This is a genomic window from Enterococcus sp. 3G6_DIV0642 (assembly GCF_002140635.1).
Lineage (GTDB): Bacteria > Bacillota > Bacilli > Lactobacillales > Enterococcaceae > Enterococcus_D > Enterococcus_D casseliflavus.
The window spans coordinates 721,921-740,073 of record NZ_NGLH01000001.1; the positions used below are offsets into that span (position 1 = coordinate 721,921).

Below are 18,153 nucleotides of genomic sequence, written 5' to 3' on the forward strand. Positions count from 1 at the left end.
ATTGGCGAGAAACAAGGTGTTTTTTTGTCAGCAGATCAATCAAGTCCGATGAAGTAGTCATCGTCTTTCATCGCTTCTACGGAACCAAGCAGATACCCGTTCCCAACTTGTGAGAAGAAGTCGTGGTTGCTGGTACCAGTTGAAATACCGTTCATGACGATTGGATTGACATCGTTGGCGGTATCTGGGAAAAGCGGGTCTTGACCTAGATTCATCAAAGCCTTATTGGCATTGTAACGCAAGAAGGTTTTGACTTCTTCGGTCCAGCCGATCTCATCGTATAATTCTTCGGTATAACGCTCTTCATTTTCATACAACTCATACAACAAGTCGTACATCCAGTCTTTCAGCTTTTGCTGTTCGTCTTCTGGTAATTCGTTGAAACCTAATTGGAATTTGTAGCCGATATACGTGCCGTGAACGGATTCGTCACGAATGATCAATTTGATGATCTCCGCTACGTTCGCTAGTTTGTTATTGCCTAAGTAGTAAAGGGGTGTATAGAAACCTGAATAGAATAAGAAGGTCTCTAGAAATACACTGGCGATTTTTTTCTCTAGCGGTGTGCCATTTTTGTAGATCTCATTGATTCGTTCGGCTTTCTTTTGCAAATATGGATTGGTGTTGGTCCATTCAAAAATATCAGCGATCTCCGCTTTTGTATTCAGGGTGCTGAAAATCGATGAATAGCTTTTTGCATGGACAGATTCCATAAATTGGATGTTGTTCAAGACCGCTTCTTCATGTGGGGTGCGGACATCTTTACGCAGTTGATCCATACCGCTTTCTGATTGAACGGTATCTAATAAAGTCAAGCCGCCAAAGACGTAGCCCACCGTTGTTTTTTCTAATGGAGATAGCGTCCGCCAGTCATCAAGGTCATTTGATAAAGGGATCCGCGTATCTAACCAGAATTGTTCTGTTAATTTTTCCCAAGTGGATTTATCGATGATATCTTCGATCTCATTCCAGTTGATTGCTTCATAGTAAGTCTTACCCATAGTCGGTTCCTCCAATAATCGTATCAAGACAACAGCCGACCCGCTGTCAAGAAAGAGCAGGGGCAGGCGGTTGGTTCGTTTTCAGGCAAAAGTTGGATTAGATGACGCAGCTTTCACATTGGTTGCTGCCGATCTCTTCTGCATCATCTGTAAAGGTCCGTACATAGTAGATCGATTTGATGCCTTTGTGGAAAGCGTAGTGACGCAAAATGTTCAAATCACGGGTGGTTTGTTTTGTCGTTTCTTTCCATTCGTAAAGACCTTCTGGAATATCTGAACGCATAAACAAGGTCATACTCATACCTTGATCGACGTGTTTTTGAGCAGTTGCGTAAACATCGATCACTTTGCGCATATCCATATCGTAGGCTGATTTGTAGTAGCCGATCGTCTCATTGCTCAAGTAAGGTGCTGGATAGTAGATCTTGCCGATTTTCTTTTCTTGGCGTTCTTCGATCATCCGTGTGATTGGGTGGATGCTGGCACTCGTATCATTGATATAAGAGATCGAACCATTTGGTGCAACGGCTAGGCGGTTTTGGTGATACAAGCCGGTTTCTTTGACGGTTTGTGCCAAGGCTGCCCAATCTTCACCAGTTGGTAAAAAGACGCCTTCGAACAATGCTTTGACTTTTTCCGATTTTGGTTGGTAGTCACCTTGGATATAATCGGTGAAGTAGCTGCCGTCTGCATACGCTGATTTTTCAAAGTTATGGAAAACTTCGCCTTTTTCTTTGGCGATGGCATTGCTTTCAACCAATGTCCAATAGTTCAACAACATGAAATAAAGATCAGTAAATTCAAGGGATTCTGGTGAACCATATTCCATTTGATTTTTTGCAAAATAGGTATGCAAGCCCATTGCGCCTAAACCGATCGTGTGGTTCAAGGCATTCCCATTTTGGATCGATGGTACTACGTCAATGTCAGACGCATCAGTAACAAAGGTCAAGGCACGAGTCATTGCTCGAACAGATTTCCCAAAGTCAGGGCTGTCCATCAAGTTCACGATATTGGTGGAACCTAAGTTACAGCTGATATCTGTTCCTAAAACTTCGTATTCTTGTTTGCCGTTGATCTCAGATGGTGCTTGGACTTGAAGGATCTCGGAACAAAGATTACTCATGATGATCTTGCCATCAATTGGGTTGCTGCGGTTTGCTGTATCGATATTGATGATATAAGGATAACCAGATTCTTGCTGCAATTTAGAAATTTCGTTTTCTAGATCACGGGCTCTGATTTTGGTTTTGCGAATCCGTGGGTTCATGACTAAGTTGTCGTATTCCTTGGTGATATCGACATAAGAGAAGGGCACGCCATATTCTTTTTCGACACTGTAGGGACTAAAGAGATACATCTCTTCATTTTTGCGCGTCAATTCGTAGAATTTGTCAGGTACGATCGCGCCTAATGATAAGGTTTTGACACGGATTTTTTCATCCGCATTTTCTTTTTTCGCTGATAAAAAGCTGATGATGTCTGGGTGGAAGACGTTCAAGTAGACCACGCCAGCCCCTTGCCGTTGACCCAATTGGTTTGAGTAGCTGAAGCTATCTTCAAACAATTTCATTACAGGCATCACACCGCTTGCTGCCCCTTCGTAGCCTTTGATAGGCGCGCCGGCTTCCCGCAAGTTTGATAACGTGATCCCGACACCGCCACCGATTCGTGAAAGTTGCAGCGCGGAGTTGATCCCACGACCGATCGCGTTCATGTCATCAGTGATTTGGATCAAGAAACAAGAAACCAACTCACCGCGACGTTTGCGTCCTGCATTCAAGAAAGAAGGGGTTGCTGGTTGGTAACGTTGGTAGATCATTTCATCTGCCAAGCTCATTGCTAACTCTTCATTGCCATCCGCAAAGTAAAGGGCGTTGAAAGCCACCCGATCTTCGTAACGTTCTAGATACGCGGTACCATCATTCGTTTTTAATGCGTATTGTGAATAAAACTTGTAAGCAGCCATAAATGATTTGAAAGTAAAGTGTTGCTCATCTAAGAATTGATACAATTGCTCAATAAAGGCAGGGCGATACTTTTTGATAAATTCATCTTCTAAATAATCATTTTCAATCAAATAATTGATTTTGTCCATTGCAGTCGCAAAGGTTAAGGTATTTGGTTCAACGTTTTCTTTAAAGAATGCCGCTAAGGCTTCTTTGTCTTTATTTAATGGAATTTGACCATCTACTGGACGGTTGATCTCATTATTCAATTTGAAATAACTGACATCTTTGATTTCTTTCAAGCTCATAAATGGCTAACCTCTTTTCTTGTTTTGTTCGTATAAAAAAGGACTTGCGGTCTGGACGACTGACAAATCCCTCAAAAGCATCACATTGAGAAAAATCTTAGCTCGCTAATTGACGTAGTTGATCTGGACGGAAACCGATGATCGTTTGCGCATCAGAGGTAATGACTGGCACACTTTGGAATCCTTGTTCTTTCAAAAATTCTAATGCTTCAGGCTCATTATCAATATTGATTTCTTCAAATGCAATCTGATTTTCACTTAAAAAGCGTTTCGCCATTTTACATTGCATGCAGTTGTTTTTCGAAAATAGTTTGATATTCATAATTGTTTCCTCCGAGTTGTAATAGTTATAAACCTAGTATAAATAAGTCTCGGAGAAAGTCAACGAAAAAACACTATATCTTGTGCTTGTGAATTCGGCATACACAATTTATAGTGTTTCTGTGTTTTTTATGCAAGGAAAAAAAGCGGAAAATACTTAGAATTACAAGGTTTTTGCGTAATTAATACAGGGGATATGCAATCAAAATGAGTAAAAAAAATCCGTATTGTGAAGGAAGATTCAAAGTGAGACCCAAAACAGATTGACTTCTTATGGAAATGGCTCTATTATAATGATAATCATTCTCAATTAAAGTAGGTTAATTATAACAACACTTCACAAAAGGAGTAAGAAGCAATGAAAATGGCGCAAACTCGGGCTTCTGGAACATACAAAATCGACTCGTTGGCAACCACCAAAGAAATCACGGCTCATTTAAATGATCTTGGTATTCGCACGGGCGTTGAAATCGTTGTGGTACAAAAAGATCGCAAAGGCGGCATCATTTTACACCAAGGGACGCGGATCGCTTTAGATGAACGGGTCATGGAACAAATCGATGTCACAGAAACCCAGCAGCAAACCATCATTACCTCTTTGGATCAGCTACAAGTCGGTGAAAGCGGGAAGGTCAATCAGATCGCCGCCAAAGGAGCGGTGCGCCGTCGATTGATGGATATGGGGCTTACGAAAAACGTCCATTTGGAAGTGGTGAAGCTGGCTCCTTTGGGTGATCCGATGGAGATTCGGCTCCGCGGCTATGAATTGTCTTTGAGAAAGCAAGAAGCAGCGTTGGTTTTTGTCGAAAAAGGAGTCGAAGCGTAATGACCTATCACTTTGCATTAGCAGGAAATCCCAATAGCGGGAAAACGAGTACCTTCAATCAATTGACCGGTGCCAAACAAACAGTGGGGAATTGGCCAGGCGTTACCGTGGAACGAAAAGCGGGGCGACTGCGAAAAGACCGACAAGTATTGATCCAAGATCTACCAGGGATCTATTCCTTGTCGCCGTACACACCAGAAGAACTGATTTCTCGCAATTATTTGATGGAAGCATCATTGGATGCGGTGATCAATATTATCGATGGAACCAACCTGGAGCGCAACCTGTATCTAACATTGCAATTATTAGAAATGAATGTCCCGACTGTGGCAGCCATCAACATGATCGACCTATTAAAGAAAAAAGGCTTGCAGATCAATTTCGAAAAGCTGGCTTACGGTCTAGGGGTTCCCGTAGTAGGGATCAGTGCTTTGAAGCAACGCGGCTTAACCAAAATGATCGAGGCAGCGAAGCATGTAGCCAATACACAACCGCTTCCTCCCCGCTACGATGCTCGTCTAGAAGCTGGCTTGACCGAGATCATGGCGATTTTGCCAGAGACGATCCCTCAGCAGCAAAAACGCTGGTTTGCCATAAAACTCTTTGAAAAAGATGAAGCGATTCAGACGATGTGTAAACTGACTGATTCCCAGCAGGCAGTCCTTCAGGAGACGATTTCGATTTTAGAGCTGATCTTTAAAGACAGCAGTGACGCCATTCTCGTCAATGAACGCTATGGCTTCATTGAAGAATTGTTGGCGCTGGCAGTCATCAAGGAAACAGATCAGCACTTAGCCTTCAGCGACAAAATCGACCGTGTGTTGACCCATCGCGTATTGGCACTACCGATTTTTGCCTTCATTATGTGGGGAATCTACTATTTATCGATTCAGACGATTGGTACGATTGGTACTGATTGGGTCAATGATGTATTATTTGGCAGCTGGATTCCCGAAACAGCAGCGCACTGGCTAGAACAGCTGCAAGTCGCCCAGTGGCTGCAAGAACTGATTTTAGACGGCATCGTGGCAGGTGTCGGTGCGGTCTTAGGCTTTTTGCCACAGATCTTCGTGCTGTTTTTTTGTTTGGCTATCTTGGAGGACTGCGGATACATGGCACGGGTGGCATTTGTCATGGACCGCCTGTTTCGCAAGTTTGGTCTATCTGGCAAGTCGTTTATCCCCATGTTGATCGCTACCGGTTGCGGGGTGCCGGGGGTGATGGCAAGCCGAACGATTGAAAATGAAAAGGATCGTCGGTTGACGGTGATGGTCACGACCTTCATGCCTTGTTCTGCCAAATTGCCGATCATCGCATTGATTTCAGGAGCCTTTTTCCCTCAGTATAGTTGGGTCGCCCCATCGGCCTATTTTGTCGGCATGGGTGCTGTGATTTTTTCAGGGATCGTCTTGAAAAAAACACCGCTGTTTGCAGGTGATCTGGCACCATTTATTATGGAACTGCCAGCGTATCACTTGCCGCAGCTCACAACGATTTTGAAAAGTGCCTGTGATCGAGCCATTGCTTTTGTGAAAAAAGCCGGGACGATAATTTTTGTGGCTTGTATCTTTGTCTGGTTTACCTCCAGCTACAGCTTTGCCTTGCAGCGGGTCACAGAAGACCAAAGCATTTTGGCCTTTTTCGGACGACTTTTGGCGCCGCTTTTTGCTCCCCTAGGCTGGGGAACCTGGCGAGGCGCCGTGGCGACGATCACTGGCCTGGTCGCCAAAGAAAATGTGATCGGCACCTTTGGGATCCTCTACGGACAAACCGGGGAGTTGTCAGAAAGCGGGACGGAGATTTGGCAAGTGTTGCGCGGCGATTACACTGCTGTGGCGGCATACTCTTTTCTCGTCTTTAATTTACTATGTGCCCCTTGTTTTGCTGCTATCGGTGCGATCCACCGTGAAATGGGGGACAGCAAGTGGACATGGTTAGCCATCGGCTATCAATGTGGCTTGGCGTACTGCGCTAGTTTGTTGGTCTACCAATTCGGGCACGTCATCTTTGAAGGCGGACACCTCACGCTGGGTGTTTTCGCGGCAATCCTCATTGCTGGGCTATTGGTATTTGCTCTGTTGAAGAAACCATTCCGAGGGAGTGCACCCTTGATCCAAGTCGTAGGAGGCGAAAAATGATTGCTACAATAATTCTAAGCGGCCTGATTTTTGGCTATGGCACCCGTGTAGTGTACCGCATGGTGAAAAAGGATTATTGTTCTGATTGTCATAGCAGTTGTCCCGTGAAGCATGAGGAAGCAAAGTAGAAAATAGCTTCAGGAAGCAAAAATTTCTGAGGTCAGAGCTACTATAGAAAAGAATAAAAGAAGCGAATCAAACAACTCAGAAGCGAATCAAACAGTTCGATCACGATCGGGCTGTTTTTTTATTCTTTACAAAATGACCTATTAAAGGAATCTCAAATATAGTATAATTATTTAATGAAAAGATATTATTTAGTGGGGATCGCAGGAAAGGGAGCAGGGAACCTCGTTAGAACGTAAACGAAGATAGGTTTTTGATAAAGCAGAGTGAAAGGGTGAGGGCATGAGACAACAACGAAGACGGGAGCGTCAGAAACGCCAGCGGATCATTGTGGGGGTAAGTACAGCGTTGCTGGCAATCATACTTGGAGTGATTTATCTAGTGATTCAAGTGACAAGCATCCCCGAACAGCGTCATACAGCAGAAACGACAAAGGCAACAAAGCCAATGCAAGAAACGAGTAGTTCTACCGAAACAAAGCCAGCAGTAAAAACCATCACAGTGACAGCTAGTGGCGATATGCTTTATCATACACCTGTTTATTTAAGCGCTTACGATGGGAAGCGTTATGATTTTGACAATGATTTTGAGCAAGTCAAACCGCTGATTGCATCGGCGGACCTTGCTTTAGGTGATTTTGAAGGAACCATCAATCCTAATAAACCGCTTGGCGGTTTTCCCTTATTCAACGCCCCTATCGATGCCGTTGCCAGTATCAAAGACGCGGGCTTTGATGTGATTGATCTTGCCCATAACCATATTTTAGATACAGGGATCGAAGGAATCAAAACAACGGCGGCTGCTTTTCACGACCAAGGCTTGGCAACGATTGGTGTCACGGTCGACAATAGCGGAATCCTGGTCAAAGAAGTCAACGGGATCAAAGTTGCTCTCTTGGCCTATGCCTATGGCTTCAATGGCCTTGAAGAAAGCTTAACTCAAGCAGAGTATGACACCTATTTGAAAGACTTGTCGTTAGATAAAGTGGAAGCAGAGATCAAAGAAGCGGAAAGCTTGGCGGATATCACCATCGTGATGCCTCAGTCTGGTGTCGAGTATTCTTTAGAACCAACGGAAGAACAACAAACTGTTTATCGGAAGATGATCGATTTTGGTGCTGATATTATCTTCGGCGGCCATCCGCATGTAGCAGAACCAACCGAAATCATCGAAAAGGACGGTGAAAAGAAATTTATCATTTATTCAATGGGAAACTTATTGTCGAATCAACGTTATGAAACCGTCAATAACAACTATTGGACCGAACGAGGCGTTATCCCAGAAGTTGAAATCTCCAAAGAAGGGCAGCGGACCTATTTAAGCAAGATTGCCATGCATCCGACTTGGGTCTCCAAAGAACCGATCCCTGATCGTACCTATTATGATCCAGAATACGGCGTCTTGCAGGCCTTTGATTTTCAAGTCTACCTTGCCGAAGATTATCTGCCAGATGGGCAATATGCCAAAAATGTCCCTGAAGAAAAGCGCCAGCGGATCGAAACCGCCTACCATGAAATGCTGGAGCTGTTGGATTTGAAGTGGGAGTAGTGAGGGCAAGAAAGCAATCTGGCTAACAGGTTGCTTTTTTATTGGCTATCGAAGAGTATGAACCATGAAATGAAAGTCGATCTATTTTTTAAAACATGACACCAGATCACCATTTATGAACAAAAAATGACACCTCAAGCTGATAAAAATAAGTAATAATGTCAACATAAAGTATTCAGAAATCATTTCCAACTCATTTCTGAATAAATAAGAAAGGAAAGTAGGGTGTATCATGAGAATTATCATATTGACGAAAAATATATCATATGAGATTGATTTGCAGCGGGAGCTGCAGATTTTGAGCCATGAAGTGTTCGTGGGCAGAAGTACCGAAGAGGAGGAATGGTTGATAGAAAGTGCCAAGTTATTTGACTGTTTATTTGTCAGTGAAACAATTGCTGATCCAGAATTTTTATTGCTCAATCAGACATTGGCTCCTTATTATCAACAGCGGATCGTTCGAATCTTGCCAGGGAATGACGAACAAGAAATGATACTGGAAAAAGCGGAAAATGCGACCTATCTTAATCGGTCATTTGTCGAGTTGAGAGAATTTTTGGCGGCTTTGCCACCAAATACTCGCAAGTTAGAAAAGGCATCAGTAACGAAGGAATCGTTCCCTAAATTTCTTAGTCTGCAAGAACAGATCTTTTTCAATAATCTAGCAGAAGAGCAATTTATCAACCGAGAGGACCTTTGCTGGAAAATTTGGGGCAACGGCGGCACGAATTCCCGAAAATCGCAGCTATCGATTTTGGCGAAACGAATCAATGAGAAATTAGATGAATACGACTATACTGAAAAACGCGTCCGTACCGCTTGGGGCAAAGGATATATCTTGCAATAAAAAAGCTAAAAATGGGTTTAACTTTTTATGCCTGATAAATAGGCCTTCAGGTAAATTTGCCTATCTTGTAGAAACGACTCTGTGTTCAAAGCGAGTCGTTTTTTATATAAGTATATTAGCAATAAATGAAGAAGGTTATGGAAAAATATGATAATGCTTTTTTTTAGTGATAAAATAGAGATAATCAGTAATGGAAAGAAATACTGGGTAAATGAAAAAAGCATTTGTAGAAAATTGATGGAATACCTTTTGGAGGAGGAAATATCGTGAAGCAGGTTGAATGTGTGCTATTTGATTTAGATGGAACTTTATTGGATTCAAAAGAATGTAGTGTGAAGGCGACAAAAGCAGCTTTTAAAGAGATGGGACTCAAAGTACCCAGTGAAGTAGTCATTGAACATTATATGGGGATACCGATCGAAGAATCATTTTTTAAAATGTCTGAACAGCCATTAGATCAAGAAACCGCAACGGAATTGATTCGGATTTTCCGAGCCTATTACCAAACCTATGAAGAAAGTACCTTGAAAGTATTTCCAGAAATTCCCCATGTCTTAGAAATCTTAAACAAACGAAAGGTACCTTGTTTCGTCGTTTCAAGTAAGAAGACAGCGGTTGTCAAACGAAACCTAGCTGCTCAGGACCTTGTCGCGTTCTTTGAAGAAATCATCGGCTCTGATGCGGTGACCCACTACAAACCTCATCCCGAAGGAATCAATAAAGTCGTGGCACACTATCAATTTGACCCGACAAAGACGATCATGATAGGAGATGCTATTTTTGATATCCAAATGGGAAAAGCCGCGGGTGTCAAAACGATCGCCGTTACGTGGGGCAGCCACGATCCGAAAAAGCTTTCTGAAGAAAACCCAGATGCTTTGGTAGACGCGCCACGTGAGATTTTAGATTTTCTATATGCATGATCCTTTTTTGTGCTCACAGTGTAAGAGGACGTTTTAGCCTCGCTTATATCTTGGCATGATCCAAAAAGAAAGGACAGATCGTGCTTTTACAACATGCAATTTGAGAACTTTGACCAATGATCGAAACCAGCGATCATTGGTTTTTTGTGCTGTCGTGGGAATGAAGGCGCCACAGCATTGGTTAAAAGCATTCATTTCCATTCGTTCTTTTGGTTGATCGTGTAATCATCGGAAAATCACTGCAAATAGATTCCTTTTGATCTTTCTTCTTGTTGATACAGCAATGCTGGTACGCTGGATTTTTCTCTCTTATTCCTCTGCTAGAGCAAAAAGGAATTATAAGCTTGGAGAAACAAAAAACTATAATGAGAGTAACTGATTTTCTTAGATCATGCATTGGAGGTGAGCGCAGAAAGGGATGCCACCCAAGGATTTCATGTGATTTGAAATACTAGAAGATAAAGCCTTTGTTTTATGTGAAGGGATGTAAGGGCAACTAACGAGGATGGAAATCATTACGATCAAATGAGGGATCAATGCTATCATTGAAGAAAAGCCATGGATGGAAAGGAGTGATTCTGTGTTATCAGAAAAAATAAATGACCCGAAGGATTATCTGTCTTATTCAAAGGAAGTATTGTTAAGCGCTGGGGTACTGACAGCCTATCCGAAACTTTTTACTTATTATAAGGAACTTTGTGTTGACTTCGAAGACATTTACTATGATCGAACAAAGAACTTATTTGATACCTTTCGAGCGCTTCTGGCTGTGGACGCACAGATCCAAATTCTACTGGAACTTGTGACCAATACCAAAACTGACTTATGTCAAGAGCTGGGGATGAAGGAAGAGGAAATTATCAGTATGATCAAGCATGACAAACGGTACTATTATCGCGAGCTTACGGGTCATGCAACTAACCAACTACCTAAATGGGGGTTGATTTATTTAAGTGAAGAGTAAGCTACGCAAAGGATAAGTCACCTTAAAAGTGATCAAATGAAAGCCATTTGACGATCATCAAGGATAAAGGGCATCGAGAAAAAACGAGAGCGTGTTTATGTATGAGTCAGTAAAATAGTCTAGCGAGGTTATCTTGTGATTTGTTATACTAATAGCAAGCGGCTGATGGTGACATCTTGGATTCAGCAAATATGTTCATGTGAGCGTTTTATTGATTGGGTTAGGAAAGAGGGAATGAAATGACGAAGAAAATTGTCTTTTTAGATGTAGATGGAACATTGTGCGATGATGCGGGAAACGTACCAGAAAGTGCTCGCCAAGCGATCACAGCGGCACATAAGAAGGGGCATGAGTTTTTCTTGTGTACAGGTCGTTCAAAAGCCGAAATCACAGAAGATGTACTGGCACTGCCTTTAAGTGGAATGATTGGTGCCGGCGGCGGTTATTGCGAGGTGCACGATGAGGTGATTTTGCACAAAGTTTTTGAAAAGGAAGCCTTATTAAGACTGATCGATTTCTTAAAAGCAAACCAAATCGAGTATTACTTGGAATCGAATCAAGGATTATTTGCAAGTACCAATTTACGAAATCGGTTGATTGAGATCGTCTTAGCAGGTGAGCCTGTTGAAAGTGAAGCAGGAAAACAACGCGTTCAAACTATTCAGTGGTTCCTTGATTTACTGATTGAGGACGAAGCGAAAATCGATTACGATGACGTGAACAAAGTTTCCTTTATCAATCATTCCATTCCTTATGAACAGGTTCATGACCAATACCACGAACAATTCCAAATGATTCGCAGTACAGTTCCTGTTTTTGGCAAAGACAGTGGCGAGATCGGCATCAAGAATATCCACAAGAAAACAGCCATCGATTTTCTCTTGAACCATCTAGGGATCGATAACAAAGATACCTTGGCGTTTGGTGACGGCCATAATGATGTCGAAATGTTTGAAGCCGTTGCGACAGGAATTGCGATGGGCAATGCCTGTGAACAGCTATTGGCAGTAGCTGACGAGCTGACGGCTCGTCCAGAAGACGGCGGGATTGCGCAAGCACTCCAAAAGCACGGTCTGGTGTAACCACTAAGAAGCAGATGTCTGCACAATTCTTTTGTTTCCTAGAGGAATTGATCAGGAGTTGAGCGACGTTGTTAAAGTGACCTGTAAAACCAACGATTGACAAGGAGGCTGGGTAAATGAAGGAAACGACCTTTTTTTGTTATCTTGAACAAGCTTTGAAAAACCTGAAGGCGACAGAAGCCCTGCGTTTTAATATCGAAGGCGAAGTCAAGCGGCTGATGAAGGTGTACAGTGAAGCAGAAATTTGTGAGAAAGTAAAAGAGGATCCCTTTAAAAAGTAAGGACATTTTCTTATGAAACACAGCGAATAGAACAAACACCCAACCTCGTGAAAGGCACAAAAGCGATCAATGCTTCCTTTCAGGGAGGAATACTCAGGCAACTAGTTGTTGTATCAAAAAAGACTGATTTCAATTGAATCAGTCTTTTTCGTTTTTCTCAAGCAGTCAGATAAGCCACTAAAATAGCAAACAGGTCGAACAAGACATGTGTGCCCCAACTAGTCAGGATCGAGTTGCTCTTGATGGCAGCTTGGTTAAATAGCAAGCGCGCCACCCCTTGAATGAAAAGAATATGAACCAAGGTATGGAAAACATTGCCGTTGTCATAAGTGCTGTAATGAACCAAGCCAAAGATGATCGCGGAAAGGATGCTGGCAACTGGCAAGGTACATTTACTAGAAAAAATCGCTAAAAAGAAGATGGAAAAGAGTTCTTCTCCAAGTAACATGATTGGAATAACTAGCAGAGTCAACCACTGAAAGCCTTCGTTCACAGGGTTTCCGTGAAGATCCCACTTTAGTCCGTATTGCAAAACGAGAGAAACGAGAAAGCTGATCAGGATGTTTAAAAGAAAATACTTGCTGATCGTCTTCACTGGCGCGATGGGTTTTCCAAAGAGCTGCTTGACTGCTTCTTTACCGTAAACTAGCCGTAATGCCCAATAGCTGGCAATCGACAATGAGAAGATGCTGACGATGGCAGGGGCATACAAAAGACCGACCAAACCGATACCTGCGAGGACCGTTCCTAGTAAAGCGTTGTTCCATGAGATTTGTTTTCCTATAAGTTTGTTCATTTACTTTTCTCTCCTTATTAAGCTATAGAGCATGTACTATTTAGCTGTTTTCTCTGATTCTTCTGCTGTGTGTTTTTTGTGCCGTAATATAAGCGATAAGTACAACAATGAACGTTTTGGGTGATTTTCATATCATCGCTTCATTTGCGCCAATTCTTTGTACGGTACAAAAGATAGAGTAATCGATAACGAGTTTCTGAAACAAGATGGTCGTATATTTCGGACTTTTTTATGGTTGAGCAACTAAGTGATGGAGGATGCACAAGTACTAAGTTACTTCATTAAGAAAGGAAAACTGACTTCCAGATTCGATGGAATAATCGTCAACAAAGAAACGACATCGCTATGTTCTCTTGAAATCGACTAAAAATTCCAGAATATTTCGAAAAATACCATTGCTTATTTATGGCAAAACCATTAGTATTATTAGAAAAACTGATGGTGAATCGATGATAAAGCGTGACTTTAGCAGTGAGAAAGCCGAATCAGTGGCATGAAATAGGAGTGATAAGTGTGGAAGAGTTATGGAATGTATTAAAACCAGCCGAACAAGTCGAACTGAAATTAAGAAAATTGTATACGCAGCATCATTTTTCACCTTATCACTCGAACAATTTTGAAGAGTATCGCAACTATCAGCAAAGTGATCAGTTCTTGCGTGGTTCTTCCATCATCACGTTTACAGGCACGGATGGCAGGACGATGGCGCTAAAACCCGATGTCACCTTGTCGATTGCCAAAAATACACCTTCTGGAGAAGCGCGCAGAGTGTATTATGTGGAAGATGTCTATCGACAGGATCGTCAAGCAGGGGAATACCAAAAGATCGATCAAATCGGTTTGGAGCTCATTGACCAAATCACATGGGAAGATCAACTGGAGGTTGTAAAACTGGCTTGGGAAAGTTTGGCTCAGGTGGGAAAAGGGACCTTGGATCTGTCTCATATGGGGATTTTGGATGGCATCTGCCAACGCTTCCCCGAAGCGGATCGACAAAAGGTACTGCACTGCCTGCGGGACAAGAGTTCCCATGGCATGGATGCACTGACTGAAAAGGCTGGCTTGTCAGCAACAGAAGCTGAAAAATTGGCGAAACTGGTACGTTTGTCAGGTGATTTTGAAACCAAGTATCAAAAAGCCAAGGAGCTGATGGCTGATTATCCCCAAGCACAAGCTGGTTTAACAGAACTAAAACAACTGTATCAAGCATTGCAAAAAGAACAACTGTCAGCCTCCATTCGGATAAGGCTGGATTTTTCAATTTTAAATGATGCCGATTATTACAGTGGCTTGCTGTTTCAAGGATTCATCGAAGAAGCAAGAGAGACGATTTTATATGGCGGCCGTTATGATCGCTTGATGAGTCGCCAAGGCAAAGAGCAAGGGGCGATCGGTTTTGGTATGAAGCTCAATCATGTAGGGCAAAAGTTGCCGACTGACAACGAAAGTTCAGGCTATTTGAACATTGCGCTACCTAAAGGCCGCATGGGGGATGCCGTATACGATTTATTCACGAAAGCTGGAGTCGCTGCGCAAGGCGTCTTCAAAGACAATCGCCAACTAATTTTTTGTGATGAAGAAAACAAGCTGCGCTTTTTCTTAGTCAAGCCGAGCGATGTGGCGATCTATGTGGAGCACGGAGTGGCGGATATCGGTGTCGTAGGCAAAGATATTTTAATGGAAAGCAAGGCAGAAGTCATCGAATTTCTTGATTTGCATATGGGGGTCTGCCGTTTGGCAGTAGCTGCGCGTACGGATTTCGAGGAAGATTTCTCCCGACCGCTGCGGGTCTCCACAAAATATCCGCAGATCACCCGCCAGTTTTATCAAGGATTAGGTCGCTCGGTGGAATTGATCCAACTGCATGGATCCATTGAATTGGCTCCTTTGTTAGGTCTCTCCGATGTGATCGTTGACATCGTCGAAACGGGGACGACACTAAAAGAAAATGATCTAGAAGTGATCCAAGACATCGCGCCGTCTTCAGCGCGTTTAGTGATCAACCACGCCACGTGGCGTTTCAAGCAAGAACGCATTCAAACAGTGATTGAGAAGGTGAGGGAGCAATTATGAGAATTTTTTCGACCCAAAAAGATACGATCGAAACGATTGTGGCAAGGAAACAGTCGGAAACGAAGGATGTTTCAACCGTTGTCGCCCAAATCATTGCCCGTGTTCAGCAGCAAGGAGATCAGGCGTTGTTTCAATTAATTGAAGAAATCGATCAAGTGACCTTGTCTTCCTTAACCGTCAGTCTTGAGGAGGTTGAAACGGCTGTCCAAGCCGTCTCCCCTGAGCTGCTTGAGGTGATGGAACAGGCGAAGGAAAACATTTTGGCATTTCATCAAAAGCAAGTCCAGCAAGGCTTTGTCTTGACGAAGGAAAATGGCGTTGTGATGGGACAGCGGGTCTTGCCACTAGCAAAAGTCGGGGTCTACGTTCCTGGCGGCACAGCAGCTTATCCTAGTACGGTTTTGATGGATGTCCTGCCCGCAAAAATCGCCGGGGTCAAAAAAATCGTTATGATCACACCGACGGACAGCCAAGGAAAAGTTCCAGCTGCTATCTTAGCGGCAGCTTCCGTTGCTGGAGTGGATGAAATCTACAAAGTCGGTGGTGCCCATGGCGTAGCGGCATTGGCTTATGGGACAGAAACGATTCCCAAAGTCGACAAAATCGTGGGACCAGGAAATATTTATGTCGCCACAGCGAAAAAAATGGTGTACGGCGAAGTTGATATCGATATGATCGCAGGGCCCAGCGATGTGCTGATCATCACCGATGCCAGCGCAAATCCTCGCTGGCTGGCAGCGGATCTTTTGGCACAAGCCGAGCATGATATCTTAGCGCAAGCCATCTTAGTCACAACAGAAGCAGCCTTGATTGAACAAGTCCAAGTAGAGCTTGACTTGCAGCTGAAGGAACTGCCCCGAAAAGACATTGCTGCTGCAGCGCTTGAATCTAGCGGAAAGTTGATCCTAGTCAAAGATTTGACCGAAGCTCTTACCATTGCCAATCAAATCGCCCCAGAACACCTTGAATTAGCAGTGGCAGATCCTTTTGCTTTGTTGGGACAAGTAGAAAATGCGGGCAGTGTCTTTTTAGGACATCATACACCAGAAGTGCTGGGAGATTATTTTGCTGGGCCAAATCATACCCTACCGACGGAAGGGACCGCCCGTTTTTACTCACCGTTATCAGTGGATGATTTTATTAAGAAAAGCAGCTACTTGTATTACCCAGAAGCAGCCATGAAGGCGGCTGGTCCAGCCGTAGCATTGTTCGCAGAAACCGAAGACTTGATCGGCCATGCCCGTTCGATCAATGTACGAAGAGAGGGAGAAAAATGACCTTTTTACATCAAAAGTATCACAAGCTGACTCCTTATACACCAGGGGAACAAGTAGACGAGCAAGCCGTTATTAAACTGAACACCAATGAAAGTCCTTATCCGCCAGCGCCAAGTGTTCAAGCAGCGGTTGCCGATGCCGCCCACAAGCTGAATCGTTACTCGGATACTGCTGCTGAAGTGGTGACAACCCCTCTGGCTGCTTATCTTGGCGTTACACCAGCCCAGCTGTTTCTCGGTAATGGCAGTGACGAAGTCTTGTCCTATCTCTTTCAAGGCTTCACGGAAAACGGCATCGCCTTTCCCGATGTGACCTATGGGTTTTATCAAGTGTATAGTGCCTTGTACCAAGTCGCTGCCACCGTTGTTCCGCTGCAAGAAGATTTCTCGATTGCGTTAACGGACTACGATTCGCTCAAAGGGACCGTTATTTTTGCCAATCCCAATGCGCCGACTGGGGTTTATCAAGAACAAAGTGAAATTTGTGCCTTTCTAAAACGGCATCCCGATCGCTTAGTGATTGTCGATGAGGCCTATCTCGATTTTGGCGGCTCTTCAATGGTTTCTTTGATCGATCAATACCCAAATCTCTTGGTTGTGGGGACGTTTTCGAAATCTCGGCAGCTGGCAGGGGCACGCCTAGGCTTTGCGGTTGCTAATGAAGGACTGATCCAAGACTTGAATCGGTTGAAATTTAGCTTGAATCCTTACAATGTCAATAGTTTGACCCAAGCCGCTGGTGCAGCCGTTTTGCAAGAACAAGCGTATGTCGATGAGAAGATCCAAGCAACGATCCACGTGCGTGAGTGGAGCAAGCAAGCCCTAGCGAAACTCGGCTTTGAGCAGACCGACAGCCAAGGAAATTTTTTGTTTGCAAGGCACCCTGCGATTGCTGGTGAAGAGTTGTATCAGGCACTGAAAGAGCAGAAAATCTTCGTCCGCTGGTTTAATCAGCCCCGCATCAAAGAGTATTTACGGATCACGGTAGGAACGAGGGCCCAGATGGAACGATTGATGACGGTGTTAACAACGATCATAGAAGAGGTGAAGGAATGAGAAAAGCAGAAGTTACCCGCAATACGACTGAAACCAAGATCCACCTGCAGTTGACGATCGATGGTACTGGTCAGCAATCAATCAAGACTGGTGTGGGGTTTTTAGACCACATGCTGGAATTATTTGTCCGCCACGGTCGCTTTGATTTGACGTTGGTCTGTGATGGTGATACAGAAGTAGATGCCCATCACACAACAGAAGACGTAGCCATCGCCATTGGCCGAGCGTTTTCAGAAAGTCTTGGGGAGCGACGAGGCATCAAACGCTATGGCAGTATGCTGCTGCCGATGGACGAAGCCTTAGTCATGACAGCGATCGATATTAGCGGTCGTGGCATGGCAGTCGTAGAGTTGGCGATACCGAGCGAAAAAATCGGGCAGCAGTTTGATACGGAATTGGTTGAAGAATTTTTCATTGCTTTTGCCCGTGAATTAGGTGCTACGATCCATCTCCATCAAATCGCTGGCAAAAACAGCCACCACATTGTGGAAGCTTGTTTTAAAGGCTTTGGGCGGGCTTTAGGTGAAGCAGTAGCGATCAATCAAGCAGCCCCAGATGAGATCCCTTCAACCAAAGGGACGATCCAGTGATTCATGAGGGGAAAATGATTACGTATCTTCCACACAGAGGGATGAGAT

General features: G+C 43.7%; 17 protein-coding genes. 13 read left to right on the forward strand and 4 right to left on the reverse strand.

Annotated elements, in window-relative coordinates; genetic code table 11:
* Positions 1-35 precede the first annotated feature (35 nt).
* From nrdF to nrdH, 3 genes are all read right to left on the reverse strand, one after another.
* Entirely contained in the window at positions 36-1,001 is a 966-nt protein-coding gene (gene nrdF / locus A5878_RS03480) for a class 1b ribonucleoside-diphosphate reductase subunit beta (protein WP_005225180.1), read from the reverse strand.
* 97 nt (positions 1,002-1,098) lie between these two features.
* Positions 1,099-3,258 (reverse strand): class 1b ribonucleoside-diphosphate reductase subunit alpha, encoded by a 2,160-nt coding sequence (gene nrdE, locus A5878_RS03485; protein WP_086294607.1) that lies wholly within the window; start codon positions 3,256-3,258, stop codon positions 1,099-1,101.
* 97 nt (positions 3,259-3,355) lie between these two features.
* Positions 3,356-3,580 carry a glutaredoxin-like protein NrdH gene (gene nrdH / locus A5878_RS03490; protein WP_005225182.1) on the reverse strand — a complete coding sequence of 75 codons (225 nt, stop codon included), beginning with the start codon at positions 3,578-3,580 and terminating at the stop codon, positions 3,356-3,358.
* Positions 3,581-3,937: 357 nt separating this feature from the next.
* On the opposite strand from nrdH, the gene A5878_RS03495 reads away from it, so the two are divergent.
* The 9 genes from A5878_RS03495 to A5878_RS17445 all read left to right on the forward strand — a co-directional run bounded on the left by A5878_RS03495 (position 3,938) and on the right by A5878_RS17445 (position 12,314).
* The gene (locus A5878_RS03495; protein WP_060793026.1) at positions 3,938-4,405 is read left to right on the forward strand and encodes a ferrous iron transport protein A; all 468 of its coding nucleotides are present in this window, start codon (positions 3,938-3,940) and stop codon (positions 4,403-4,405) included.
* Complete coding sequence (gene feoB, locus A5878_RS03500; RefSeq protein WP_015509067.1) at positions 4,405-6,543, forward strand: ferrous iron transport protein B; 2,139 nt, start codon at positions 4,405-4,407, stop codon at positions 6,541-6,543. The genes A5878_RS03495 and feoB overlap by 1 nt, the downstream gene beginning before the upstream one ends.
* On the forward strand, positions 6,540-6,671 hold the full coding sequence (locus A5878_RS03505) for a FeoB-associated Cys-rich membrane protein (RefSeq protein WP_086294608.1): 132 nt from the start codon (positions 6,540-6,542) through the stop codon (positions 6,669-6,671). The genes feoB and A5878_RS03505 overlap by 4 nt, the downstream gene beginning before the upstream one ends.
* Positions 6,672-6,951: 280 nt before the next feature.
* Positions 6,952-8,217 carry a CapA family protein gene (locus A5878_RS03510; RefSeq protein WP_086294609.1) on the forward strand — a complete coding sequence of 422 codons (1,266 nt, stop codon included), beginning with the start codon at positions 6,952-6,954 and terminating at the stop codon, positions 8,215-8,217.
* Between the two features lie 232 nt (positions 8,218-8,449).
* Complete coding sequence (locus A5878_RS03515; RefSeq protein ID WP_005225192.1) at positions 8,450-9,064, forward strand: hypothetical protein; 615 nt, start codon at positions 8,450-8,452, stop codon at positions 9,062-9,064.
* A gap of 266 nt (positions 9,065-9,330) precedes the next feature.
* Complete coding sequence (locus A5878_RS03520; RefSeq protein WP_074536366.1) at positions 9,331-9,987, forward strand: HAD family hydrolase; 657 nt, start codon at positions 9,331-9,333, stop codon at positions 9,985-9,987.
* A gap of 562 nt (positions 9,988-10,549) precedes the next feature.
* Positions 10,550-10,951, forward strand: coding sequence for a hypothetical protein (locus A5878_RS03525; protein ID WP_074536367.1), 402 nt, complete (start codon positions 10,550-10,552; stop codon positions 10,949-10,951).
* Between the two features lie 239 nt (positions 10,952-11,190).
* Positions 11,191-12,033: a Cof-type HAD-IIB family hydrolase gene (locus tag A5878_RS03530; RefSeq protein ID WP_074536368.1), complete on the forward strand. Its 843-nt coding sequence runs from the start codon at positions 11,191-11,193 to the stop codon at positions 12,031-12,033.
* A 116-nt stretch (positions 12,034-12,149) separates the two neighbouring features.
* The gene (locus A5878_RS17445; RefSeq protein WP_164888623.1) at positions 12,150-12,314 is read left to right on the forward strand and encodes a hypothetical protein; all 165 of its coding nucleotides are present in this window, start codon (positions 12,150-12,152) and stop codon (positions 12,312-12,314) included.
* Between the two features lie 157 nt (positions 12,315-12,471).
* On the opposite strand, the gene A5878_RS03535 is transcribed toward A5878_RS17445, so the two are convergent.
* Entirely contained in the window at positions 12,472-13,110 is a 639-nt protein-coding gene (locus A5878_RS03535) for a type II CAAX prenyl endopeptidase Rce1 family protein (RefSeq protein ID WP_074536369.1), read from the reverse strand.
* 513 nt (positions 13,111-13,623) lie between these two features.
* Between A5878_RS03535 and hisG the strand changes: the two genes are divergently transcribed.
* From hisG to hisB, 4 genes are read left to right on the forward strand one after another with little or no spacing between them, the layout of a single operon-like run.
* Entirely contained in the window at positions 13,624-15,183 is a 1,560-nt protein-coding gene (gene hisG / locus A5878_RS03540) for an ATP phosphoribosyltransferase (protein WP_074536370.1), read from the forward strand.
* A complete protein-coding gene (gene hisD / locus A5878_RS03545) occupies positions 15,180-16,460 on the forward strand; it encodes a histidinol dehydrogenase (RefSeq protein WP_081343889.1) in 1,281 nt (426 codons plus the stop codon). Before hisG ends, hisD begins: the two co-directional genes overlap by 4 nt.
* Entirely contained in the window at positions 16,457-17,515 is a 1,059-nt protein-coding gene (gene hisC, locus A5878_RS03550) for a histidinol-phosphate transaminase (protein ID WP_074536372.1), read from the forward strand. Before hisD ends, hisC begins: the two co-directional genes overlap by 4 nt.
* Complete coding sequence (gene hisB / locus A5878_RS03555) at positions 17,512-18,105, forward strand: imidazoleglycerol-phosphate dehydratase HisB (RefSeq protein WP_005225202.1); 594 nt, start codon at positions 17,512-17,514, stop codon at positions 18,103-18,105. The genes hisC and hisB overlap by 4 nt, the downstream gene beginning before the upstream one ends.
* Positions 18,106-18,153: the final 48 nt, after the last annotated feature.